Source organism: Lysinibacillus pakistanensis (genome assembly GCF_030123245.1).
GTDB classification, from domain to species: Bacteria; Bacillota; Bacilli; order Bacillales_A; family Planococcaceae; genus Lysinibacillus; species Lysinibacillus pakistanensis.
Genome location: NZ_CP126101.1, coordinates 5075347 through 5100139 on the forward strand (window position 1 = coordinate 5075347; position 24793 = coordinate 5100139).

General features: G+C 39.0%; 22 protein-coding genes and 2 other annotated features. Of the genes, 1 reads left to right on the forward strand and 21 read right to left on the reverse strand.

Annotation, left to right across the window (positions count from 1 at the left end; genetic code table 11):
• Positions 1 to 97: 97 nt before the first annotated feature.
• From rpoC to ispF, 18 genes are all read right to left on the reverse strand, one after another.
• Positions 98 to 3784 carry a DNA-directed RNA polymerase subunit beta' gene (rpoC, locus tag QNH24_RS25365; protein WP_283870075.1) on the reverse strand — a complete coding sequence of 1229 codons (3687 nt, stop codon included), beginning with the start codon at positions 3782 to 3784 and terminating at the stop codon, positions 98 to 100.
• 201 nt (positions 3785 to 3985) lie between these two features.
• On the reverse strand, positions 3986 to 7561 hold the full coding sequence (gene rpoB / locus QNH24_RS25370; protein WP_283870076.1) for a DNA-directed RNA polymerase subunit beta: 3576 nt from the start codon (positions 7559 to 7561) through the stop codon (positions 3986 to 3988).
• 242 nt (positions 7562 to 7803) lie between these two features.
• Positions 7804 to 8406: a class I SAM-dependent methyltransferase gene (locus QNH24_RS25375; protein WP_283870077.1), complete on the reverse strand. Its 603-nt coding sequence runs from the start codon at positions 8404 to 8406 to the stop codon at positions 7804 to 7806.
• A gap of 76 nt (positions 8407 to 8482) precedes the next feature.
• Entirely contained in the window at positions 8483 to 8845 is a 363-nt protein-coding gene (rplL, locus tag QNH24_RS25380) for a 50S ribosomal protein L7/L12 (protein ID WP_054771419.1), read from the reverse strand.
• Between the two features lie 72 nt (positions 8846 to 8917).
• Complete coding sequence (gene rplJ / locus QNH24_RS25385; RefSeq protein ID WP_054771418.1) at positions 8918 to 9418, reverse strand: 50S ribosomal protein L10; 501 nt, start codon at positions 9416 to 9418, stop codon at positions 8918 to 8920.
• 32 nt (positions 9419 to 9450) lie between these two features.
• Positions 9451 to 9596, reverse strand: a sequence feature (ribosomal protein L10 leader region).
• A 51-nt stretch (positions 9597 to 9647) separates the two neighbouring features.
• Entirely contained in the window at positions 9648 to 10346 is a 699-nt protein-coding gene (rplA, locus tag QNH24_RS25390; protein ID WP_283870078.1) for a 50S ribosomal protein L1, read from the reverse strand.
• 116 nt (positions 10347 to 10462) lie between these two features.
• Entirely contained in the window at positions 10463 to 10888 is a 426-nt protein-coding gene (gene rplK / locus QNH24_RS25395; RefSeq protein ID WP_004233593.1) for a 50S ribosomal protein L11, read from the reverse strand.
• 233 nt (positions 10889 to 11121) lie between these two features.
• Positions 11122 to 11655 (reverse strand): transcription termination/antitermination protein NusG, encoded by a 534-nt coding sequence (nusG, locus tag QNH24_RS25400; RefSeq protein ID WP_283870079.1) that lies wholly within the window; start codon positions 11653 to 11655, stop codon positions 11122 to 11124.
• Positions 11656 to 11989: 334 nt separating this feature from the next.
• Positions 11990 to 12175: a preprotein translocase subunit SecE gene (secE, locus tag QNH24_RS25405; RefSeq protein WP_054771416.1), complete on the reverse strand. Its 186-nt coding sequence runs from the start codon at positions 12173 to 12175 to the stop codon at positions 11990 to 11992.
• A gap of 48 nt (positions 12176 to 12223) precedes the next feature.
• Positions 12224 to 12370, reverse strand: a complete 147-nt coding sequence (rpmG, locus tag QNH24_RS25410) for a 50S ribosomal protein L33 (RefSeq protein WP_075807303.1) — start codon at positions 12368 to 12370, stop codon at positions 12224 to 12226.
• Between the two features lie 76 nt (positions 12371 to 12446).
• On the reverse strand, positions 12447 to 13094 hold the full coding sequence (gene sigH / locus QNH24_RS25415) for an RNA polymerase sporulation sigma factor SigH (RefSeq protein WP_283870080.1): 648 nt from the start codon (positions 13092 to 13094) through the stop codon (positions 12447 to 12449).
• Between the two features lie 68 nt (positions 13095 to 13162).
• Positions 13163 to 13675 carry an NYN domain-containing protein gene (locus tag QNH24_RS25420; RefSeq protein WP_283870081.1) on the reverse strand — a complete coding sequence of 171 codons (513 nt, stop codon included), beginning with the start codon at positions 13673 to 13675 and terminating at the stop codon, positions 13163 to 13165.
• Positions 13676 to 13677: 2 nt separating this feature from the next.
• The gene (gene rlmB / locus QNH24_RS25425; RefSeq protein WP_283870082.1) at positions 13678 to 14430 is read right to left on the reverse strand and encodes a 23S rRNA (guanosine(2251)-2'-O)-methyltransferase RlmB; all 753 of its coding nucleotides are present in this window, start codon (positions 14428 to 14430) and stop codon (positions 13678 to 13680) included.
• Complete coding sequence (locus QNH24_RS25430; RefSeq protein WP_054771415.1) at positions 14430 to 14849, reverse strand: Mini-ribonuclease 3; 420 nt, start codon at positions 14847 to 14849, stop codon at positions 14430 to 14432. Before QNH24_RS25430 ends, rlmB begins: the two co-directional genes overlap by 1 nt.
• Positions 14850 to 14854: 5 nt before the next feature.
• Positions 14855 to 16255: a cysteine--tRNA ligase gene (cysS, locus tag QNH24_RS25435; RefSeq protein ID WP_283870083.1), complete on the reverse strand. Its 1401-nt coding sequence runs from the start codon at positions 16253 to 16255 to the stop codon at positions 14855 to 14857.
• Positions 16252 to 16902, reverse strand: coding sequence for a serine O-acetyltransferase EpsC (gene epsC / locus QNH24_RS25440; RefSeq protein WP_283870084.1), 651 nt, complete (start codon positions 16900 to 16902; stop codon positions 16252 to 16254). Before epsC ends, cysS begins: the two co-directional genes overlap by 4 nt.
• Before the next feature lie 174 nt (positions 16903 to 17076).
• Positions 17077 to 17299 (reverse strand) — a binding site (T-box leader).
• 50 nt (positions 17300 to 17349) lie between these two features.
• On the reverse strand, positions 17350 to 18810 hold the full coding sequence (gene gltX, locus QNH24_RS25445) for a glutamate--tRNA ligase (protein ID WP_283870085.1): 1461 nt from the start codon (positions 18808 to 18810) through the stop codon (positions 17350 to 17352).
• 90 nt (positions 18811 to 18900) lie between these two features.
• Positions 18901 to 19377 (reverse strand): 2-C-methyl-D-erythritol 2,4-cyclodiphosphate synthase, encoded by a 477-nt coding sequence (gene ispF / locus QNH24_RS25450; RefSeq protein ID WP_283870086.1) that lies wholly within the window; start codon positions 19375 to 19377, stop codon positions 18901 to 18903.
• A 183-nt stretch (positions 19378 to 19560) separates the two neighbouring features.
• Here ispF and QNH24_RS25455 point away from each other — a divergent pair, with 183 nt between their 5' ends.
• A complete protein-coding gene (locus QNH24_RS25455; RefSeq protein WP_283870087.1) occupies positions 19561 to 21219 on the forward strand; it encodes an SWIM zinc finger family protein in 1659 nt (552 codons plus the stop codon).
• 106 nt (positions 21220 to 21325) lie between these two features.
• Here QNH24_RS25455 and ispD read toward each other — a convergent pair whose 3' ends face one another.
• The 3 genes from ispD to radA all read right to left on the reverse strand — a co-directional run bounded on the left by ispD (position 21326) and on the right by radA (position 24782).
• Positions 21326 to 22018, reverse strand: a complete 693-nt coding sequence (gene ispD / locus QNH24_RS25460) for a 2-C-methyl-D-erythritol 4-phosphate cytidylyltransferase (RefSeq protein WP_283872947.1) — start codon at positions 22016 to 22018, stop codon at positions 21326 to 21328.
• A 12-nt stretch (positions 22019 to 22030) separates the two neighbouring features.
• Positions 22031 to 23116 carry a PIN/TRAM domain-containing protein gene (locus QNH24_RS25465; RefSeq protein WP_283870088.1) on the reverse strand — a complete coding sequence of 362 codons (1086 nt, stop codon included), beginning with the start codon at positions 23114 to 23116 and terminating at the stop codon, positions 22031 to 22033.
• Between the two features lie 289 nt (positions 23117 to 23405).
• Positions 23406 to 24782 carry a DNA repair protein RadA gene (gene radA, locus QNH24_RS25470; RefSeq protein ID WP_283870089.1) on the reverse strand — a complete coding sequence of 459 codons (1377 nt, stop codon included), beginning with the start codon at positions 24780 to 24782 and terminating at the stop codon, positions 23406 to 23408.
• Positions 24783 to 24793: the final 11 nt, after the last annotated feature.

Consider the following 24793-nt stretch of genomic DNA (forward strand, 5'->3'; position numbering starts at 1 on the left):
TTCAATATATTATCATTATCAATTTCGGCTGTCAACTAATATCTTGAAAAAGTCCGAAGAGACATAAAACTCATCTCTTCGGAACTTATTTAAATGATTATTCAGCAGAAACTAAATCTTCCGAGTCAAGCTCATCTTTTTCGATGCGGATTTGACGGTAACGTTGCATACCAGTACCTGCAGGAACAAGTTTACCGATAATTACGTTCTCTTTTAATCCAAGAAGCTCGTCACGTTTACCTTTAATTGCTGCATCTGTTAACACACGAGTTGTTTCTTGGAATGATGCGGCAGATAAGAATGATTCTGTTTCAAGAGAAGCTTTTGTAATACCCAGGATAACAGGTCGACAAGTTGCAGGATTTTTGCCATTCATAACAGCATCTGCATTTGCCTCTGCAAATTGGTGGATATCTAGTAATGAACCTGGTAATAAATCTGTATCTCCAGCTTCAATTACACGGACTTTACGAAGCATTTGGCGAACCATTACCTCAATATGTTTATCTCCAATTTCTACCCCTTGCATACGGTATACTTTTTGAACTTCTTTTAATAAATATTCTTGAACAGTTGAAACGTCTTTGACTTTTAACAATTGTTTTGGATCGATAGAACCCTCTGTTAAAACTTGACCACGCTCTACATTATCACCTTCGATAACTTTTAGACGCGCATTATAAGGTGCTTGATACTTACGAGTTTCTACATCACCTTGAATAGTAATTTCTTTTAAGCCTTCACGGATTTCTGTGATATCTGAAACAGTACCTGCGATCTCTGAAATAACAGATTGACCTTTTGGATTACGTGCTTCAAAGATTTCTTGGATACGTGGAAGACCTTGTGTAATATCGTCTCCGGCAACCCCACCTGTATGGAATGTACGCATTGTTAACTGTGTACCTGGTTCACCGATTGATTGAGCGGCAATAATACCAACTGCCTCTCCAACCTCAACCTTTTCACCTGTTGCTAAGTTCATGCCGTAACATTTTTTACATACGCCATGTTTTGTATTACATGTGAACGCTGAACGGATAGTTACTTCCTCGATACCAGCCTCGATAATTACACGAGCAATATCTTGGTCAATTAAGCCGTCTTTTTCTAAAATAACTTCACCAGTTTCAGGGTGTACAATTGTTTTCTTCGTATGACGACCAACAATACGTTCATCTAGAGCCTCGATTAGTTCAGTGCCTTCCATTAATGCACCAATTGTTAAACCACGGTCAGTACCACAGTCATCTTCACGCACAATAACATCCTGTGCAACGTCAACAAGACGACGTGTTAAGTAACCTGAATCGGCAGTTTTTAGGGCTGTATCGGCAAGACCTTTACGCGCACCATGCGTCGAAATGAAGTACTCTAATACTGTTAAACCTTCACGGAATGAAGATTTGATTGGAAGTTCAATGATACGACCAGCCGGGTTGGCCATCAGACCACGCATACCTGCTAATTGTGTAAAGTTAGAGGCATTACCACGGGCACCTGAATCAGACATCATAAAGATTGGATTTGTTTTCTCAAGAGATTTCATCAGCTTCGATTGAATTTCATCTTTCGCTGCACTCCAGCTTGAGATAACGCGGTCATAACGCTCATCTTCCGTAATGAAACCACGACGGAATTGCGCCTGAACTTTATCCACTTTTTCTTGAGCCTCTGCTAAAATTTCACCTTTATCTGGTAATACGACAATGTCAGAAACACCAACAGTAATACCCGCGCGTGTTGAATATTTAAATCCTAGGTTTTTCATGCGGTCAAGCATTTTAGATGTTTCTGTAATGTGGAAACGTTTAAACACTTCGGCAATGATATTTCCTAAGAATTTTTTACGGAACGGGTTCACAACTGGTACTGATGCAAAGTATTTGCGCAGTACAGCTGTACGTTGTGCATTAATTTTGCCTTTTTCATCAAGTGCATTATAAGCAGCATCTGTCTCAAGCTCTTTTAACGTTTCTTCGTCAATTGTTAAGTTAACAAAGAATTTGTCTGGTGTTTCTTGCTCTAAGTTGAAATCAGTTGGCTCATTAATATACGGGAATGATTTAGGCAAAATTTCGTTAAAGATTACTTTCCCAACAGTTGTTAATAAGAACTGATTATTTTGTTCTTCTGAAAATCTTGGGTTGTTTAAAGAACTTGCTTTAATGGCAATACGAGTATGCAAGTGAACATGACCTGTATCATATGCAATTAACACTTCATTTGGACCATAGAAAACAGAGCCTTCTCCTCGAGCATCTTCACGCTCAAGTGTTAAGTAATAGTTTCCTAATACCATATCCTGAGAAGGTGTTACAACTGGTTTCCCGTCTTTCGGATTCAGGATATTTTGTGCAGCAAGCATTAATAGACGTGCTTCTGCTTGTGCTTCTGCTGATAATGGTACGTGAACCGCCATTTGGTCACCATCGAAGTCAGCGTTGTAAGCTGTACATACCAATGGGTGAAGACGAATAGCACGACCTTCAACTAATGTTGGTTCAAACGCTTGAATACCAAGACGGTGAAGTGTTGGTGCACGGTTTAGTAATACTGGATGCTCACGAATGACATCTTCTAAAACGTCCCATACGTCGTTGTTTAAACGTTCGATTTTACGTTTAGCAGATTTAATATTATGAGCAAGACCGCGTTCAACTAATTCTTTCATAACAAATGGTTTGAATAACTCAATAGCCATTTCTTTTGGTAGACCACATTGGTACATTTTCAAGTTTGGACCTACTACGATAACGGAACGACCAGAGTAGTCAACACGTTTACCAAGTAAGTTTTGACGGAAACGACCTTGTTTACCTTTCAACATATGTGAAAGTGATTTTAACGGACGATTACCCGGACCTGTTACAGGGCGACCACGACGACCGTTATCAATTAAAGCATCAACTGCTTCTTGTAACATACGTTTTTCATTTTGTACGATGATGCTTGGTGCACCAAGGTCTAGTAAACGTTTTAAACGGTTGTTACGGTTGATTACACGACGATATAAATCGTTTAAGTCAGAAGTAGCGAATCGACCACCATCTAATTGCACCATTGGACGAAGCTCTGGTGGAATGACAGGTAGTACATCTAAAATCATCCATTCAGGTGAGTTACCTGAGTTACGGAAAGATTCAACAACTTCTAGACGTTTGATGGCACGCGTGCGACGTTGACCTTGTGCAGATTTCAACTCTTCTTTTAAAGATTGTGTTTCATCTTCAAGATCAATTTTACCTAATAGCTTTTTAATTGCTTCTGCACCCATAGATGCCTCGAATGTGTTACCGAATTTTTCGCGATATGCACGATATTCTTTTTCAGAAAGTAGTTGTTTGCTTTCTAAGTTAGTTGCACCAGGCTCAATAACAACATACGATGCAAAGTAAATTACCTCTTCTAATGCACGTGGGGACATATCTAAAATAAGACCCATACGGCTAGGAATACCTTTGAAGTACCAGATATGAGAAACTGGTGCCGCTAATTCGATGTGGCCCATACGTTCACGGCGTACTTTAGCACGTGTTACCTCAACACCACAACGATCACAAACTACGCCTTTATAGCGTACACGTTTGTACTTACCACAATGACATTCCCAGTCCTTTGTTGGACCGAAAATACGCTCACAGAATAAACCATCTTTTTCTGGTTTTAATGTACGATAGTTAATTGTTTCTGGTTTTTTTACTTCACCGTATGACCAAGAGCGAATCTTGTCAGGAGAAGCTAAACCAATTTTCATATATTCAAATTCATTAACGTCTATCAAGGAGCCTACCTCCCTCTAGTATAGGTCTTTATAAAGACTCTTTTACGCAGCTCGATAATCGTTTGCAAGATTCATGTCTCTTTGGCAAAAGATTAAAATAGAATAAATTATTGAAAAGAAAAGCCGGACAGGGCGTTAAATCCTGCCCGGCTAATTTGAAAAATAAGTTTGACCTATTCACAACTGTGAATTTGGTTTCCATTATTCAAAAGACTCTACTGGCTCTTCTTCTGTATCTGGCTGTGGAGCAATGTTAAGTGCGTCAGCTGGTTGAAGATCATCTTCCTCGTCTAAATCACGAAGCTCTACTTCTTCATCGTTGACTGTTAACATTTTTACATCCATACCAAGAGATTGAAGTTCTTTAATCAATACTTTGAATGATTCAGGAACACCTGGCTCTGGCACACTTTCACCCTTAACGATTGCTTCGTATGTCTTCACACGACCAACAACATCATCGGATTTAACTGTTAAGATTTCTTGAAGTGTGTAAGCAGCACCGTATGCTTCAAGTGCCCATACTTCCATCTCACCAAAGCGTTGTCCACCGAACTGTGCTTTACCACCAAGTGGTTGTTGCGTAACGAGTGAATAAGGACCTGTTGAACGTGCGTGAAGTTTATCATCAACCATGTGAGCAAGTTTAATCATATACATGATACCTACTGATACACGGTTATCGAACGGTTCCCCTGAACGTCCATCATACAGGATTGTTTTACCATCACGGTTCATGCCAGCTTCTTCCATTGTTTCCCAAACATCTTCCTCATTGGCACCATCAAATACTGGCGTTGCCATGTGAACACCTAGATAACGAGAAGCCATACCTAAGTGAAGCTCTAAAACTTGTCCGATATTCATACGAGATGGTACACCAAGTGGATTTAACATAATATCGACAGGCGTTCCGTCTGGCATGAATGGCATATCCTCTTCTGGTAAGATACGAGAGATAACCCCTTTGTTACCGTGACGTCCGGCCATTTTATCCCCAACACGTATTTTACGTTTTTGAACAATGTAAGCACGAACTAATTGGTTAACACCTGGTGGTAATTCATCGCCATCTTCACGATTAAATACCTTCACGTCAAGAATAATACCGCCTGCACCATGTGGCACACGTAATGAAGTATCACGAACTTCACGCGCTTTCTCACCGAAGATTGCATGTAATAAGCGTTCTTCTGCTGTTAATTCTGTAACCCCTTTAGGCGTTACTTTACCAACAAGAATATCACCATCACGTACCTCAGCACCGATGCGAATGATTCCACGTTCGTCTAAGTTACGAAGCGCATCTTCCCCAACGTTTGGAATATCACGTGTGATTTCTTCTGGCCCTAATTTTGTATCACGAGACTCTGATTCATATTCTTCAATATGAACAGATGTATAAACATCGTCTTTTACAAGGCGTTCGCTCATGATAACAGCATCCTCATAGTTAAAGCCATTCCATGTCATAAACGCAACAAGTACGTTACGACCAAGAGCAAGCTCACCTTTTTCCATCGATGGACCATCTGCTAAAATATCACGAGGTTTCACACGTTCGCCAACTTTTACAAGTGGACGTTGGTTGTATGAAGTACCTTGGTTTGAACGAATAAATTTTTGTAATTTATATTTTGTTAAGTCACCTTTAACTTCTTTACCGTCAATGACTTCGATTCGGCGTACATGGATAGATCGAGCTTCGACATGTTCAACGATACCGTCATATTTCGCTACGACAGCCGCACCTGAATCACGGGCATCAACATGCTCCATACCAGTACCAACAAATGGCGCCTCTGGATTTAACAGAGGTACAGCTTGACGTTGCATGTTGGCACCCATAAGTGCACGGTTCGAGTCATCATTCTCTAAGAACGGGATACATGCAGTCGCAGCTGAAACTACCTGTTTAGGAGATACGTCCATGTAGTCCATTTGTGATTTATTGAATACTGTATTATCTCCACGGAAACGTCCTACTACTTCGTCATTCGCAAAAGTACCATCAGGATTTAATGGTGAATTCGCTTGTGCTACATAGTAGTTATCTTCCTCATCAGCTGTTAAGTAATCAATTTGATCTGTCACTTTACCTGTTTCATGGTCAATACGACGATAAGGTGTTTCAATGAATCCAAATTTATTTACTTTAGCAAATGAAGATAATGAGTTGATTAAACCAATGTTTGGTCCCTCTGGCGTTTCAATTGGACACATACGACCATAGTGAGAATAGTGAACGTCACGTACTTCGAAACCTGCGCGCTCACGTGTTAAACCACCAGGCCCTAATGCTGAAAGACGGCGTTTATGTGTTAACTCTGCTAATGGGTTTGTTTGGTCCATAAATTGTGATAATTGAGAGCTACCGAAGAACTCTTTAATAGACGCAATTACTGGACGAATATTAATTAATTGCTGTGGCACAATAGCAGCTGTATCGTTAATGGACATACGTTCTCGTACTACACGCTCCATACGAGATAAACCGATTCGGAATTGATTTTGTAATAGCTCGCCAACTGAACGCAGACGACGGTTACCTAAGTGGTCAATATCGTCTGTAGCCCCTACATGATACAGTAAGTTAAAGAAATAACTTACAGAGGCTAATACATCAGCAGGCGTGATATTTTTCACTTCCTCATCAATATACGCATTACCAATAATATTGATTTCTTTTTGTGCTTCGTCTTTTGGTGCATAGATTTTAATAGATTGGATAGTTACATCATCTTCAAGCACTCCACCAACTTGTGATAAAGTACGGTAACCAATACCTTTAGATGAATCCTCAAGGAAAGGCAAGATTTTATCTAACGTACGACGATCAAGAACTGTACCCTTCTCTACTAAAATTTCGCCTGTTTCTGGGTCTACAAGCGTTTCAGCAATCGTTTGGTTAAATAAACGATTTTTGATATGAAGCTTTTTATTCATTTTATAGCGACCAACATTCGCTAAATCATAGCGTTTTGCATCAAAGAAGCGAGAGTATAATAAGCTCTTCGCACTTTCAACCGTTGGTGGCTCACCTGGACGTAAACGTTCATAGATTTCTAAAAGTGCTTTTTCAGTACTTTCAGAGTTATCCTTTTCTAACGTATTACGTAAATACTCGTTATCACCAATAATATCGATAATTTCTTGGTCTGAACCAAAGCCTAATGCACGAAGCAACACTGTTACTGGTAGCTTACGAGTACGATCTATACGTACATACACTACATCCTTTGCATCAGTTTCATATTCTAACCACGCACCGCGGTTCGGAATAACTGTAGCTCCAAAACCTTTTTTACCGTTTTTATCAGTTTTATCATGGAAATACACACTTGGTGAACGAACTAATTGTGAAACGATAACACGTTCAGCACCATTGATAATGAACGTACCTGTTTCAGTCATTAATGGGAAATCACCCATGAATACATCTTGCTCTTTCACTTCGTCTGTTTCTTTGTTGTAAAGACGTACCTTCACACGTAATGGAGCTGCGTAAGTAACATCTCGCTCTTTACACTCATCGACATCATACTTAGGATCACCTAATGAATAATCGATGAATTCTAATGAAAGATTGCCTGTAAAGTCCTCGATCGGCGAAATGTCACGGAACATTTCACGTAAACCTTCTTCAAGGAACCACTCGTAAGACGCCGTTTGAATCTCAATCAGATTTGGAAGCTCAAGCACCTCTTTAATACGCGCAAAGCTTCTACGCTGGCGGTGTTGTCCATACTGAACTAGTTGACCTGTCAACTCATTCACCCCTCAATAAAGCGATATTAGGTCTTTGCAAAATCATACAAATAGTGTATGATTTCGAAAGACAAAAAGAAAACGAGTCTTCAAAAAGATCTCATTTTCGGTTAACTAAACTTATCTTGGCAAGTATACCCATATTAAAACAAACATATACAAAAAGGGCACACGACCTCAAAATAATATTTTTGCATTGTATCATATTATCATAGCCGATTTGTCAAGTCAATATTTTATACATATTTCATTTATTTTTTTGCACGTACGATCCAGTAACCTTTTTTCTTTTCCACAACTTCGACTTCAGAAAATTTTTCTTCTAAGTAACTGACCGTTGATGGTGCACCTTGCTTTTTTTGAATTACTACCCACAGCTCGCCAGATGACACTAACTTATCATAAGCTCCATCGTAAAAACGGAAAATTGTTTCTTTTCCGGCGCGAATTGGAGGATTGGTTAAAATAGCTGCGGCTTTTACATCCTTGTCAACCATCGATAGTCCGTCACTCACAAATATCCGTACATTTTGAACTCCGTTTACTTGCGCATTTTTTTGCGAGAGTGCAACCGCACGTTCATTTATATCCATCATGAAAACAGTACGATCTGGATTTGTTTTGGCAATCGATAATCCGATTGGTCCATACCCACACCCCACATCAAAAATTGCACCATCAATATCAGGCATCTGAAAAGCATCTATTAACACACGGGATCCAAAATCTACTTCGCTTTTACTAAAAACACCCGCATCCGTCTCAAATGAAAACGAATGCCCCAATAATTTGAATGTCCAGTGACGAGGTTTACTCTCAGCTTGAGGCTTATTTGTATAATAGTGATCTGCCATTTTCACGCCTCCTCAGAATGAAGAAAAAAGCTCGCCAAAATGACGAGCTTTCCTTTTGTTAAAAAGTAACGCGAGATTACTTAACTTCTACAGATGCGCCAACTTCTTCAAGTTTAGCTTTGATTTCTTCAGCTTCATCTTTAGATACGCCTTCTTTAAGAGCTTTAGGAGCGTTATCTACTACTTCTTTAGCTTCTTTAAGACCTAAACCAGTGATTTCACGAACCACTTTGATTACTTTAATTTTTTCTGCACCAGCAGATGCTAATACTACGTCGAACTCTGTTTTTTCTTCAGCAGCGCCAGCAGCACCACCAGCAACTACTGCTACAGGAGCAGCAGCTGTTACACCGAATTCTTCTTCGATAGCTTTTACTAAATCGTTTAATTCAAGAACTGTCATAGCTTTGATAGCTTCTAAGATTTGCTCTTTATTCATTATAATTTCCTCCTAATTGGATAATGTTTTATTGTTTGCGATCAGGCCGCAGAAGTTATAGTGCGTATGAAATTACGCGCCTTGTTCTTCTTTTTGTTCTGCAACAGCTTTTGTTGCAAGTGCGAAGTTACGCACTGGAGCTTGAAGTACAGATAAAAGCATAGAAAGTAGACCTTCGCGTGATGGAAGTTCTGCAAGTGCTTTAACATCTTCAACTGAAGAAACAGTTCCTTCAATAATACCTGCTTTAATTTCTAAAGCTTCATTTTTCTTAGCGAACTCATTGATGATTTTAGCAGGCGCTACAACATCCTCATTTGAGAACGCAATTGCGTTAGGACCAACTAATACGTCATTGATTCCTCCAAGACCAGCAGCTTCAGTAGCACGACGAGTTAATGTATTTTTGTATACTTTGAACTCAACGCCAGCTTCACGAAGTTGTTTACGAAGCTCTGTCACTTGTGCAACATTAAGACCACGGTAATCCACAACTACTACAGAAGCAGCGTTTTGGAACTTTTCAGTAATCTCTTGAACTTGTACTTGTTTGTTTTCGATTGCTTTGCTCATTATGACACCTCCTATTAGAATGGGTCATTTATACCGACAAAAGAAAAGCCTCTGGGTCAAATAGACACAGAGGCTGAAAGTCATCATCTTTAAATAAGAATCTGAATTCCGATGTCCTCGGTAGGAACATTAAGTGACAAGTCACTCCTACTGTCTACGGTACAAATGGATAATTCACAACAGCAACCATAATATCATATATAATTACTGTTGTCAATATATATATAAATTATTTTACTACTACATTAGAAGCGTCAATTTTAACAGCTGGACCCATTGTAGTTGTAACGTTTACAGATTTCATATAAGTACCTTTAGCTGCTGCTGGTTTTGCTTTTTGCACTACATCAAAAACAGTTAAGAAGTTTTCTACTAATTTTTCTGCTGAGAAAGAAACTTTACCGATAGGAGCGTGAATGATACCAGCTTTATCTGCACGGTATTCTACTTTACCAGCTTTGATTTCTTCGATAGCTTTTGTTACATCAAAAGTAACTGTACCAGTTTTAGGGTTTGGCATTAAGCCTTTAGGTCCTAAAACACGACCAAGTTTACCAACTTCACCCATCATGTCAGGAGTTGCTACGATTACATCGAAATCAAACCAACCTTGTTGGATTTTTTGGATGTACTCTGCATCACCTACATAGTCAGCGCCAGCTGCTTCAGCTTCTTTAAGTTTTTCACCTTTCGCGAATACTAATACGCGTTGAGTTTTACCAGTACCGTTTGGAAGCACTACTGCACCGCGGATTTGTTGGTCGTTTTTACGAGTATCAATACCTAAACGGAAAGCAACTTCTACAGTAGCGTCGAAGTTTACTGTGCTAGTTTTTTGAGCAAGTTCAATTGCCTCTTGAGCGCTGTAAAGCGTGTTACGATCGATTAATTTTGCTGCATCTTGCAGTTTTTTACCTTTTTTAGCCATTATATAATTCCTCCTTGATTGTGGTTGTAGCGGATTTTACCTCCCACGAATAAAGGTTGCGCGTTCACAAAGAAACTTCGCAACCTTCCAAAAAACAAAACATCAAGTAACAGGGATTAGTCTTCGATAACAATTCCCATGCTTCGTGCAGTACCTTCAACCATTAACATAGCAGCTTCTACTGAAGCAGCGTTAAGGTCTGGCATTTTAGTTTCAGCGATTTCGCGAACTTTATCACGTTTAACCGTTGCCACTTTTTTACGGTTTGGTTCACCAGATCCAGATTGGATACCAGCTGCTACTTTAAGTAGAACTGCTGCAGGTGGAGTTTTTGTAATGAAAGTGAAAGAACGGTCTTCAAATACTGAAATTTCAACTGGAATAATAAGACCAGCTTGATCAGCCGTACGCGCATTGAATTCTTTACAGAACCCCATGATATTCACACCTGCTTGACCTAATGCAGGACCAACCGGTGGAGCTGGATTTGCTTTACCAGCAGGGATTTGAAGTTTTACAACTTTAATAACTTTTTTAGCCACGAGACACACCTCCTTAAGTCCGTGATGTGGTAATTGGGTTGCCCCTCCCACTCAATATCTGTCTGTCAGCTAAATGCCGATAACATTAAAATTATCATCGCAGACGCCAAACCAAAGTATGACAGTCTGACCTATGAAATGATACCACTTTTAGTTTTTTTAAGCAAGTAGTAATTTACAAAATCTGCGAAACATACATCTAAGCATTTATTTTACAATGCAGTTTCTCACATTTATATTTTCTGTATTTGTTCAAAGTTAAGTTCCATAATTGTTTCGCGACCAAACATATCAACAGACACTTTCACTTTTCCTTTTTCAGTGTCAATTTCTTCTACACGTCCTTGGAAGTGTGCAAAAGGCCCTTCCAATACTTCGACAGCCTCTCCCACTGAAATATCCACTTCTACAACTTTGTCAGACATACCCATTTGTTGTAGCAGGCGATCTGCTTCTTCTGGTAATAAAGGTGTTGGTTTTGCACCCCCACCTGATGAACCGATAAAGCCTGTTACACCTGGTGTGTTACGTACAACATACCAAGAGTCATCTGTCATAATTAGTTCTACTAATACATAACCAGGGAAGACTTTACGCATCATTGTACGTTTTTTTCCATCCTTCATTTCTGTTTCCTCGTGTTCAGGCACGATTACACGGAAAATCTTATCTTGCATCCCCATTGTTTCAACACGTTTTTCTAGGTTTGCTTTTACACGATTTTCATACCCTGAATACGTATGAACAACATACCAATTTTTCTCCATAATTACTAGGACTCCTCGTCCGTCCCTCCCTTACAAATAAAAGTGAAAATGAATCGCGATATGCTCAACGCATCCCTTACCCTTTTCACAAAGATCTCATGTAGACATAGTTTTACCTACTAAGAAAGCCCGATGCTATGTACAGAAACTAGCATAGTCATCTATCGCTACTAATATACTTATCAAAATGAGAATATCTTACTGCCATTTACTTCACTCAAATCACTCATTCATTAAGATGGAATTTTCTGCTGAATGAAGATAAAACAAACGAAAAAACCCGTTATTGCAAAGGACGGGCATTTTCAGAAGTATTAACATGCTATTTACTAAATTATAACTCTAAGTACCAGCGGAATAATGATGAAATACCTAAGTCTACTAACACAAAAAATAAAGCCATAATTACAACAGTTGAAATTACAACGACTGTATATTTCGTCAGTTCTTTACTTTTTGGCCAGCTTGTTTTGCGCATTTCCGACATTACATTGCTGAAAAAGTCTTTAATCTTGCCCATTCTAGCCTAACCTCCGAATCAATCATATCTGTCTATTTACAAATTACTTTATAGCGTTTGTTTATGCACTGTATGTTCATTGCAATGCGAGCAAAATTTCTTTAATTCGAGGCGTACAGTTGAGCCTTCTTTTGCTGGGAACGTGTAATTTCTCGACCCGCATTTTTCACAATTTAACACGACTTTTTTTGCCATATAATCACCTTTTCGGCACTTTGTCTTTTAAAGACTAACACCTAAAATTGTCAATGTCAATAAAGGTATGCAATCGTTAGGACATTTCCTCAAGGACTAAATGCCTCTCTAATTTACGCTTTACTCTTTGCAGTGCATTGTCAATCGACTTCACATGGCGATTTAATTTGGTCGAAATCTCATGATAAGATTGTCCATCTAAGTATAAGGCTAGTACTTGTAACTCTAGTTCACTTAAAATCTCACTCATCTTTTCTTCTAGATAGCCGAACTCTTCTCTATGAATCATCAATTCTTCCGGATCATCCATAATAGCGCCTGTTAACACATCCATTAACGTACGATCTGATTCTTCATCAAAAATTGGCTTGTCCAAGGATACATAAGAATTAAGTGGAATATGCTTTTGTCTAGTTGCAGTTTTAATAGCTGTAATAATTTGCCTTGTAATACACAGCTCAGCAAATGCTCTAAAAGAAGCTAGCTTGTCTCCTTTAAAGTCTCGTATCGCTTTATACAAGCCAATCATACCTTCTTGCACAATGTCTTCCTTATCTGCTCCAATTAAAAAATAAGATCTTGCCTTCGCTCTTACTAACAAACGGTATTTGGTAATTAAATAATCTAACGCATCTGTATTACCTTGATGCACCATTTCAATAAGTTCTTCATCATTGAATCGTTCAAAATCTTGTGTCACTTGTACAATGCTATTTTTAAACATGGTATCACCTCAGCCACAACAGATAATTAGGAACAGTATAACGGAATTGGAAAATATGCGTCAATCAATCATTTCAAGCCACGTCTCCATTTTTCAAAAGCTAACGCAACATCTGGCTTTAATTCTATACGAGAAGGCGGTTTGCTATCTTGTTTCCGCTTCACCTCATGTGAAATTTTTTGTTGGATTATACCCATATCAATCTCGAGCTCTCTTGCGGATTTTCGTAAAGCGCCATTACCAAAAATAACGCTTTGCTCCGCCATATCAGAAGTTGCTACATAGATTTGAACATTTCTAGCTTTTAGTTCATGTGTCATTTTTTCAATACGTTCATCTGCTGTTTCGTTTTTCCGTGTATAAATGATTTCGACATCATTTTCTAAATAAGATTGCTCCACACCTGGTACAAGATGTGCGTCAAAAACGATAATGACACGCCATCCCATTGCAGCCTTATATTCGGCCATTAACTCAATCAATCTTCTACGTGCATCTTCAAATTTCGCGTCACGTAATGGCCGCAGCTCTTTCCAAGCTCCAATCATATTATAGCCGTCAACAAGCAAAATGTTTTTCATGCCTACTCAATCGCTTCTTGACGTTTACGGTACACTTCGTACATTAAGAGTGCAGCAGCTACTGATGCATTTAGTGATGTGACATGCCCTACCATTGGTAAATGGTACAAAAAGTCACATTTCTCTTTTAGTAGACGGCCCATTCCTTTGCCCTCACTACCAATAATAATTGCAAGTGGTAATGTAGCATCCATTTTTCGATAGTCTGCAGAACCCTTTGCATCTGTACCAGCTATCCATACACCTCGTTCTTTAAGTTCATCCACTGTATGAGCAAGATTATTCACACGTACTACAGGTACATGCTCAATAGCTCCTGTTGAAGCCTTTGCCACTACTGCGGTTAAACTTACTGAACGACGCTTAGGTATTATGATTCCATGTGCTCCTATCGCATCTGCAGTTCGCATAATAGAACCTAGATTATGAGGATCCTCCAGCTCATCTAATATTAAGAAAAATGGATCCTCCTGTTTTTTCGCTGCTGCGGCAAATAAATCCTCTAACTCTGCATATTTATATGCTGCAACAGAGGCAACAATTCCTTGATGATTTGCATTTGATAATTGATCGACCTTTTTTTTCGGAACAAATTGAACAATGACACCACGTTCTCGTGCTAAATCAAGTAATTCATTTACACCTGATTTTTTCACACCTTCTGCAATCCATACTTTATTCATATCACGGCCTGAACGAAGTGCTTCTAACACTGGGTTTTTACCGGCAATTATTTCACCATTTTGCTCTACCATTATTGCGACACTCCTTTCGATTCCTCGATTATTTGAATAGCGTATGCAATGATTTCATAAACGCGTTCTAGTTCATTTAACAAATACAAACTTCCAAGCACTGCCTCAAAACCTGAGCTATTTCGATAAGTCTGCACATCTGTATTTTTTGGCACAGAGCCGGATTTGGCATTGCGCCCACGACGGAACACAGCCAATTCCTCCTCTGTTAAAAAGCTTTCCTCTATCATTCGATGAACAATCCTAGATTGCGCTTTTGCTGACACATAATGCGTCGCTTCCCTATGAAGCGTGTTTGGTTTGACACGGCCAGCACGTAATAAATGCTCTCGTACCTTTTGTTCTAAAACAGCATCTCCCATATAAGCTAACGCTAGCGCATTCAATTGTTTAACATCTTCTTTACGGAGTTTATCCAAGTTACTTACCCTCGTTTCCATCTAGTTCCTTGTCGCGTATCCTCTAAAATGATACCTTGCGCTTGCAAATGGTCACGAATTTCATCTGAACGAGCAAAATCACGGTTTTTACGTGCCTCTACACGCTCTTGTAAAAGGGCTTCTATTTCTTCATCCAATAGCTCTTCCTCTTTAGCAAATTCAATACCTAAGACGTCACCTAACGCCTCAAAAGTTTCCATAAAATGCGATAATACTTTCTCATTAGTGTTTGTTTCATTTAAATAAATATTAGCAATGCGAGCTAATTCAAACAATACTGAAATACCATTAGCTGTATTAAAATCATCGTCCATCGCTTCTTCAAAATGAGCTTTTTGTTCCTCAATTTTTTCAAGCCACTGTTCCGAGTGATCGCCTAAGCTAGCAGTAGCTGTTAAACGATGTTTGATATTATTGTAAGCAGTTAGGATTCGTTCTAATCCCGTTGCGGCTGCATCCACTAAATCTTTTGAAAAGTTGATTGGGTGACGATAATGCACAGAAAGCATAAAGAATCTTAAAATTTGAGGATCAATTTGTTTGCGGATATCATTGACAAGTATAAAATTCCCTAGAGATTTAGACATCTTTTCATTGTCAATATTAATATACCCATTGTGCATCCAATAACGCGCAAATGTTTTATCATTATGAGCTTCAGATTGTGCAATTTCATTTTCATGATGCGGGAATGTTAAATCTTGCCCACCAGCATGAATATCAATGGTATCTCCTAGATGCTCCCGCGCCATTACAGAGCATTCAATATGCCAACCAGGACGACCTTTTCCCCATGGACTCTCCCAGAAAATTTCACCCGGTTTAGCAGCTTTCCATAAAGCAAAATCTAATGCATCATCTTTCTTCTCACCAGCTTCAATACGAGCACCGATTTTTAAATCATCCACTGATTGATGCGATAATTTACCATACCCATTAAATTTACGCGTCCGATAGTAAACATCACCAGCAGATTCATAGGCATAACCCTTATCCATTAACACTTGAATGAATTCAATGATATCGTCCATATGCTCTGTAACACGTGGATGCACATCAGCTTTTTTACAGCCTAATGCTGTAACATCTTCAAAGTACGCGTTAATAAAGCGCTCTGTTAATTCATGAACTTCTTCACCAAGCTCGTTAGCTGCTTTTATAATTTTGTCATCTACATCTGTGAAATTTGAGACAAACTTCACATCATACCCTTTATACTGAAAATAACGGCGTACTGTATCATAAACAATTACAGGTCGTGAATTTCCAATATGAATATAGTTATAAACTGTAGGACCACAAACGTACATTTTCACTTTGCCTTCTTCTAGCGGTACGAAAGGTTCCTTTTGTCGTGTTAATGAGTTAAAGATTTGAATACTCATTGTGTTTCTCTCTCCTTTTGTAAGCGTTCGATCTTCTGTTGCAATGTAGCAATCTGCTTCTCGAAAACTTGACAACGTTCTTCTACTGGGTCAGGTATATTTTGATGGTCTAGTTTTTTCTCTAGACGAATTCCATCCTTAATCACTATTTTACCAGGTATACCGACAACTGTAGCATTTGGTGGCACTTCTTTTAAAACAACTGAGCCTGCGCCTATTTTGCTATTCTCACCAATTGTAATAGAGCCTAATACTTTTGCGCCAGTTGCTACAAGTACATTATCCTCTAATGTCGGATGGCGTTTTCCTTTTTCTTTACCTGTACCGCCTAAAGTTACACCTTGATATAAGGTTACATTATCACCAATTTCACATGTTTCACCGATCACAACGCCCATCCCATGATCAATAAAGAAACGTCGACCAATCTTCGCCCCAGGATGAATTTCAATTCCAGTAAAGAAGCGACTAATTTGTGAAATGGTACGAGCTATAAAATAAAAACGCTTTTTAAAGAACCAGTGAGCAACTCGATGTGCCCAAGTAGCGTGCAGTCCCGAATATGTTAGCACAACTTCAAGCACACTGCGCGCAGCTGGATCATTTTCAAAAATGGTTTCTACATCTTCCTTCATTCTTTTAAACACAAAAAACTCCCCCTTTTCTTTTTGATCTGCCTTGATCCTTTGAAATTTTCACAATAATCAACTGCATCCTTGGACTTTGAAATACTGTGCTGACGTTGATTGCTCTACAGAGTTGCTAGTAGAAGAACGAATTTTATATAAATAAAAAACGTCCCCATCATTCCCAAAAGGAATGACAGAGACGCTAAATTTAAAATGCGCGGTTCCACTCTGATTGAAGGCAAAGCCCTCCACTCTGGACGTCCTGTAACGGGAACGAATCGATAAAGCCTACTATTTGTTCAGCCTTATGCTCAAAGGTGCATTTCAGTTTTGCCTAGGCTCAGACCACTTTCAGCCGGTGATGGTCCTCTCTTTAGAGCATGCGCCACTTACTTCTCCTTATCAACGCTTTCTCAATGTAAATTCATTTTACAACGAACTAATAAATTGTCAATAAAATTCTATTTATTGTGCAAATTTTTCTACGCGGTCAATTGCTTTTTCTTTACCAATTAAACAAATCGCATTCGGAAGCTCTGGGCCATGTGTTTCACCAGTAGTGACAACACGGATTGGCATAAATAAATTTTTACCTTTATGACCTGTCGCTTTTTGCACGGCTTTAATAGCTGCTTTTACTGCATCTGGTGTAAATTCTTCTAACTCTTCAAGCTGTTTCTTAAATGCTGCCATGACCTCAGGTACTTGCTCACCTGCTAAAACAGCTTTTGCTTCTTCATCATATTCAATATGATCGTTAAAGAATAGGCTAGATAAATCTACTATTTCAGCACCAAAGCTCATTTGGTCATGATACAGTGCAATTAAATCTGTTGCCCATGCATGTTGTTCTGAAGTCAGCTCTTCTGGTAATAAGCCTGCTTTTTGTAAGTGTGGTAAAGATAATGCCACTACTTCTTCTAAAGGTAACTTTTTAATGTATTGGTTATTCATCCATGTAAGTTTTTGCTTATCAAACATAGACGGTGATTTTGATAGGCGTTTCTCATCAAAGATTTTAATAAATTCTTCCTTGGAGAAAATTTCTTCTTCCCCTTCTGGAGACCAGCCAAGTAATGCAAAGAAATTGAACATTGCCTCAGGAAGGTAGCCTAAATCTTTATATTGCGTTACGAATTGAATAATGGATTCATCGCGTTTTGATAATTTTTTGCGATTTTCATTAATGATTAATGTCATATGACCAAAGCGTGGATACTCCCAGCCAAATGCATCAAAAATCATCATTTGTTTTGGTGTGTTAGATAAATGCTCTTCACCACGGAAAACATGGGAGATTTCCATAAAGTGGTCATCAAGCACTACAGCATAGTTATAAGTTGGAATACCATTTGCTTTAACAATTACCCAGTCACCAATATCTTTTGATTCAAATGTAACTTGTCCACGCACTAAGTCCTCAAATTCATATGTTACATTTTCAGGTACGCGCATACGAATTGTATAGGATTCACCAGCAGCCTCTTTAGCAGCAACTTCCTCTGCTGATAAATGACGACAAGTCCCATCATACGTTGGAGCAGCTACTCCTCGTGCCTTTTGCTCTTCACGAGATGCTTCTAATTTCTCAGAAGAACAGAAACATTTATAGGCTACACCCTGCTCTAAAAGCTTTTCAGCATGCTCTTTATAAATATCAAGACGCTCCATTTGACGATAAGGCGCGTATGGTCCACCGATATCGATGGATTCATCGTATTCAATACCTAACCATTTTAGGTTATCCAGCTGAGATGCTTCTCCGCCCTCTACATTACGCTCAATATCTGTATCCTCAATACGTACGATGAATTTACCATTATGATGTTTTGCATATAAATAATTGAATAACGCTGTACGCGCTCCACCGATATGTAAGTAACCAGTAGGGGATGGCGCGTAACGAACACGAACTTCTTTCGCCATAATTAAAAGCCTCCTAAATTTTCGATCAAAAATTGACTTTGTTCATTTTACCACTCTGCTACAGGAAATAAAAGCGCTGATAGCCTGCTTTTACTTCTTAATCAATAGAATTGTTGCCATTGCGGCAATCCCTTCCTCACGACCAGTAAAACCTAATCGTTCAGTTGTTGTTGCCTTGACATTAACTTGTGATGGCGCTGCGTTCAACAATTCAGCAATACGATTTTGCATTTGCTCAATATACGGGGCCATTTTTGGTCGCTGTGCCATAATTGTACAATCAACATTACCTAGAACATACCCTTTATCCTCAACAATTTTCCAGATACGCTCTAATAATTTTGCTGAGTCTGCATCCTTAAATGCGGGGTCTGTGTCTGGAAAATGCCGACCGATATCTCCTTCTCCAATAGCCCCTAATGCTGCATCTGTGACAGTATGTAATAAAACATCTGCATCAGAATGCCCTACTAGCCCTTTTTCATGAGGAATTGTTATACCACCAATAATTAATGGACGTCCTTCTTCAAATGCATGTACGTCAAATCCTTGTCCAACTCGAAACATACCATACTACTACGTTCTTGCCGTAGCAGCATTCACCTACCTTTATGATTTTCTATTTATAGACAGTTTACCATATTTCCTAGGAAATGAGTGATTTCACAAAGCCATCAGATATTTAACTCTCACTACTCGCACATTCTTTGTTATCCTTACCTTAATCTAAAAAGATAAGGCGGTGCAGAAATGAATATCAATACTTTTGAAAGTCAGTTTAGCAAAGTAATAGTACAGCGTGGGTATGATTATTACGTGAATCATCACGTCATTGATATTATGCAAATTGACAATAGCAATTGGCAGGCAGAGGTTGAGGGAACTGAACCTTATACTGTAAATATTGTTATCAAAGCAAACGGAGATATTACAGATGCAACTTGTGATTGTCCTTACGATGATGATTGCAAACATATAGTAGCTGTACTATACGCTATTCAGGAGCAATTTAACAATTCTCCTATACCATTATCTAAATCATCTAAAGTACAAAAATCTACGTTACAGCAATTACTAGCAGCACAAACAAAGGAGAATTTAATAAATTTAATTTTAACAGTTGGGAAGAACTCACCTAATTTTCTGCAAGAATTAGAAATACGACTAATAGAGCCAATAGATATATTAAAGGCCTCCAAAAAAATGATTACTCAGCATCTAAAAGCCGGTCAGGAGGGGCGAAGCGGCTTTATCCCACGTCATCGGGCATTAAAAGCACTTAAAGGTGTCCAAGCTACCCTTCAACACGCTGAGGAGCACATCGACATGGAGGATAATCTTACAGCTATTGAGCTTAGTTTTCTGTGCCTCCAATATACATTAGAGGCACTACAATATGGGGATGACTCTGATGGCTATTTTGGCGATGCTATTCGTGAAAGTCTTGAATTAATAAGTCAGGCAATTGAAGAAGGGGTAAATCTTTGGTCAAAAAAGCAGTATAAATCTGTATTTGACCTAGTTATTCGAAAAGCAATGTTACCCGTATTAGGAGACTGGGTAGATTGTCGAATTCATTTGCTTCATGCCTGTATCCCTCTTTGTGAAGATGATGCAATTGAGGAGCAGTTTAAAGCCCTTATTCATTCACTTGAAAGTACATCAGATGATTGGCATGCACAATATCTAAATAAAGAGCTGAAGCTGATTGAACTTCACTTATTACAACACAAATACAGTAGCAATGAGGTAGAAGCATTTTTGGAGGGGCATATTGAGGACTACCATATGCGTGAACAAGTTATTCTATCTGCCATAAATCGCGGCGATTATGAAAAAGTATTACAATTAACAGCAGATGGGTTAGAGCAAGATCAAAAGCTTTCAGGAATCGTTAGCCTTTGGAGACGCTATGCCTTTAAGGCTCATCAGCATTTAGGACATACAGAGGATATGCGTCAGTTGGCTTTACAACTATTACTTGATGGGGAGTATGAATTTTATAAGAAATACAAAGCTCTACACTCCGTTGAACAATGGCCAGAAGTTTTAGAAGAATTATTAAATAATCTTACAAAATCTTATTTATACGAAAGGGTTATTGTTGAAGAACAGCAAACAAAACGTATTTTAGACTATTGCAAAGAATATCCAAAACGAATAGAAGACTATTATTCATTTATTAAAGAGCAATACTATGAAGAAGTCTGTGCACTATTCATTGAGGCTATCACTACAGATGCGCAATACGCCACTAATCGAAAAAAATATAAAGGCGTCTGTCGTTCTATCAATATCATGCGTAAGGCTGGTTATATGGTAGAAGCAGAACAGTTGATTGTTGATTTACTGCAAACTTATCCAAAACGTCCAGCTTTAATCGAGGAATTAACAACTATTATGAAATAGTGAATCCCGCCTCAAAAATACTAGCAAATTAAAATACCGTAGAGAAGTATCATTATCGATTTCTCTACGGTATTTTTCATAGCGGCTCTAATCGCCACCTATTCAACTATTTTGCATCCAAGGCACGTTTACGCAAGATCGCTTCTCCGAAAACTAGATCCTCTTTTGTCGTCATCTTTACATTTTCATAGCTACTCTCTACAATATGCACGGCATGTCCAAGACGTTCCACAAGCATGGCTTCATCAGTACCAAGAAAACCAATCTTCTCTGCGACATCCTCCGCCTCTACGATTAAATCAAACTGAAAAGCTTGCGGAGTTTGAATCATCCATAAGCTATCACGATCAATCGTCTCCTCAATCACACCATCACGTACCTTTTTCATCGTATCCTTTGCACGGACACCAGCGATTGCAGCACCATATTTATGAGCACTTTGCACAAGATTCGCAATAATATCATGAGAGATAAAGGGACGAGCAGCATCATGTACAAGCACAATATCGACCTGCTCCATCTCCTTCATACACGAATGAACTGAATGCTGTCGTTCAGCACCGCCATCAGGTAAGCCCTTCACCTTTAAAATCCTATACTTCTCTAACATAGCTTGAATATAGGAACGCTCCTCTGGTTTTACTGCAAGCCAAATCCCTGTACATTTTGAATCCTGTTCAAAAACCTCCAGGGTGTGTATGAGAATGGGTTTTCCTAATAAATTTAAAAATAACTTATTTTGCCCAGCTCCCATTCGCTTACCGCTACCCGCTGCAGGTAATACTACCTCGTATTGCACATTTTCCACTTCCTAGTCATCCTTTGGTTTAGCAAAAATCATACGGCCCGCTGATGTTTGCAGTACACTTGTTACCGTAACCGTTATTGCCTGTCCGATATAACTGCGTCCACCTTCAACCACAATCATTGTGCCATCGTCTAAATAAGCCACTCCTTGATTATGCTCTTTACCATCTTTAATAACCATCACTTGCATATCCTCACCAGGGATAACAACAGGCTTCACAGCATTAGCTAAATCATTGATGTTTAAGACTCTTACGTGGTGTAACTCGCATACTTTATTAAGATTGAAGTCATTCGTAACAATCTGTGTATCATTGCTCATTTTCTTTGCAAGACGCACTAATTTTAAGTCAACTTCCTGCACATCCTCAAAATCCTCTTCGGATATTTCCACCTTTGTCATTCGCTCATCTTGCAATTTTTTTAAAATATCTAAACCACGACGACCTCTTGTACGTTTTAAAGTATCAGAAGAATCTGCAATATGCTGAAGCTCTGTAAGAACAAATTGAGGAACCACTAATATACCTTCAATAAATCCTGTTTGAGAAATATCCGCAATACGCCCATCAATAATAACACTTGTATCCAGCAGCTTATAGCTCCCTTTTACTTCTTGGGCATCTACACCATCTATTAGTTTTTTCTTTGTATTGCTCCCACGTAATGTAAAGAGTTGGATTAATTCATCGCGCTTCTTAAAGCCTACACGGAACCCTAAATAGCCAAGTACAAAGGACATGATAATTGGTAAAATCTCCGAAACGAATCCTAGCTGGACACTTTCTATGGCAAAGCCTAAGAAGTAAGCTACAATCAGTCCGATGATAAGTCCAAGCGTACCAAATAATAAGTCGCCAACAGGTACCTTAAATAGCACCTCTTCCATCCAGCTAATGAGTCGCACAAAATAATCCGAAAACGCAAACGATAGTGTAAACAATAAAATTGCCCCTAAAGCTACTGATACATAGGGATTATCAAGCCAAGGATTAGAAGATAAATGAAGCAATTCGTATAATGGCGGTAAGAAAACAAAGCCTAACGCTCCCCCAATCAGTAAAAAGGCAATTTGAACAAATTTTTTCATAAGCTGTCACCTCCCATTCTTAACTATAATTATACATAGTTTACTGTAGAAAATCTTTCATGAGCCTAACAACCCCTGTTTCTTTTTAACGCCAGCAGCAACTCGATACAAAGGTGGAAATAAAGAGGTAATATTGCTAGCTATAACTTTGTTAAAAGAGTCATCTTATTAGGGTGTTATGTAGGACGCTTAAACCCCTTTTTTAGTTCCGATTTTTATGCCTAGCACCTAAAAAAATATTGAAAGAGAAAAATGCATGTCAGAACCTTGTCCAACATGCACACTCCCTTTATAGCTCTCTAAAGCAAGCATTCAGTGCATCTTTTATGGTTTCTACTCCAACAATCTCAATACCTTGTGGAAAATCCCAGCCGCCAATATTTGAAGCCGGAACGAATATCCGTTTAAACCCTAGCTTTGCCGCCTCTATTACACGTTGTTCAATACGGGAAACACGACGCACCTCTCCCGTCAACCCTACTTCTCCAACAAAACAATCTGTAGCTCTAACTGCTTGATCCTTAAAGCTGGAGACAATGCTTGTCAACACTGCTAAATCAATGGCTGGTTCATCTAGCTTTACACCGCCAGCAACTTTAATATATGCATCCTGTGCCTGTAGCATGAGGCCCATTCTCTTTTCTAGAACAGCCATTAACAACTGCACACGGTTTTGATCAACGCCTGTTGCCATACGCTTTGGATAGTTAAAGCTTGTAGGTGTTACGAGTGATTGTATTTCAACAAGAATTGGTCGTGTACCCTCCATAGAAACCACAATGGTTGACCCTGCTGCCCCCTGTGAACGCTCCTGTAAAAAGAGCTCAGATGGATTTAATACTTCCTTTAAGCCCCCCTGAAGCATTTCAAATATAGCAATCTCATTTGTTGAGCCAAAACGGTTCTTTTGACTACGCAGAATACGGTGATTATGGTGTCGCTCGCCCTCAAAATACAGCACAGTATCTACCATATGCTCCAAAATACGTGGACCTGCAATTTGCCCCTCTTTTGTTACATGTCCAACTAAAAATATAGCGATTCCCTTCGTTTTAGCAATTCTCATCAACTCTGCCGTACACTCTCGCACCTGCGATACACTGCCAGGAGCACTTGTTACCTCAGGATGAAACACAGTTTGAATGGAATCGACAATAACAAATTTCGGTTGCACATCCTCAATAGTTTGATTCAGAAACTCTAAATTTGTTTCTGAATAGATATAAAGCTCCTGTGAAACCACCCCTAAACGCTCTGCACGTAGCTTTGTTTGGCGGATTGATTCCTCACCAGAAATGTAGAGCACACGATGTCCCTTATTTGAAAGTAAAGCAGACACCTGTAATAATAGCGTCGACTTCCCAATACCAGGGTCACCTCCTATAAGTACAAGAGAGCCCGGTACGATTCCCCCACCTAGCACTCGGTTAAGCTCACCCATTTCTGTTGTAATTCGAGACTCCTCAGCAGCCTCGATCTGCATAATAGGAAGAGCTTTTTGCGTAACTGTCGCAGAATGCTGAAAGGCTCCACGAGGTCCCTTTGCTACGACCTCTACTTCTTCGACCATCTTATTCCATTCACCACAGCCCGGACATCTTCCCATCCATTTTGCAGATTCATAGCCACAGGCTGTACATACAAATTTCGTTTTTTTCTTTGCCAAATCACATTCAC

Excerpts from the sequence above, each read along its gene's own strand:
- nusG (WP_283870079.1), bottom strand. The coding sequence starts at position 11,655 with ATGGAGAAAAATTGGTATGTTGTTCATACGTATTCAGGGTATGAAAAT.
- QNH24_RS25455 (WP_283870087.1), top strand. The coding sequence starts at position 19,561 with ATGAATATCAATACTTTTGAAAGTCAGTTTAGCAAAGTAATAGTACAG.
- ispF (WP_283870086.1), bottom strand. The coding sequence starts at position 19,377 with ATGTTTCGAGTTGGACAAGGATTTGACGTACATGCATTTGAAGAAGGA.
- rpmG (WP_075807303.1), bottom strand. The coding sequence starts at position 12,370 with ATGGCAAAAAAAGTCGTGTTAAATTGTGAAAAATGCGGGTCGAGAAAT.
- QNH24_RS25375 (WP_283870077.1), bottom strand. The coding sequence starts at position 8,406 with ATGGCAGATCACTATTATACAAATAAGCCTCAAGCTGAGAGTAAACCT.
- sigH (WP_283870080.1), bottom strand. The coding sequence starts at position 13,094 with ATGTTTAAAAATAGCATTGTACAAGTGACACAAGATTTTGAACGATTC.
- cysS (WP_283870083.1), bottom strand. The coding sequence starts at position 16,255 with ATGAGTATTCAAATCTTTAACTCATTAACACGACAAAAGGAACCTTTC.
- secE (WP_054771416.1), bottom strand. The coding sequence starts at position 12,175 with ATGGGCAAGATTAAAGACTTTTTCAGCAATGTAATGTCGGAAATGCGC.
- rlmB (WP_283870082.1), bottom strand. The coding sequence starts at position 14,430 with ATGGTAGAGCAAAATGGTGAAATAATTGCCGGTAAAAACCCAGTGTTA.
- rplL (WP_054771419.1), bottom strand. The coding sequence starts at position 8,845 with ATGAATAAAGAGCAAATCTTAGAAGCTATCAAAGCTATGACAGTTCTT.
- gltX (WP_283870085.1), bottom strand. The coding sequence starts at position 18,810 with ATGGCGAAAGAAGTTCGTGTTCGTTACGCGCCATCCCCTACTGGTTAC.
- rplA (WP_283870078.1), bottom strand. The coding sequence starts at position 10,346 with ATGGCTAAAAAAGGTAAAAAACTGCAAGATGCAGCAAAATTAATCGAT.
- QNH24_RS25465 (WP_283870088.1), bottom strand. The coding sequence starts at position 23,116 with ATGAAAAAATTTGTTCAAATTGCCTTTTTACTGATTGGGGGAGCGTTA.
- rplJ (WP_054771418.1), bottom strand. The coding sequence starts at position 9,418 with ATGAGCAAAGCAATCGAAAACAAACAAGTACAAGTTCAAGAGATTACT.
- QNH24_RS25420 (WP_283870081.1), bottom strand. The coding sequence starts at position 13,675 with ATGAAAAACATTTTGCTTGTTGACGGCTATAATATGATTGGAGCTTGG.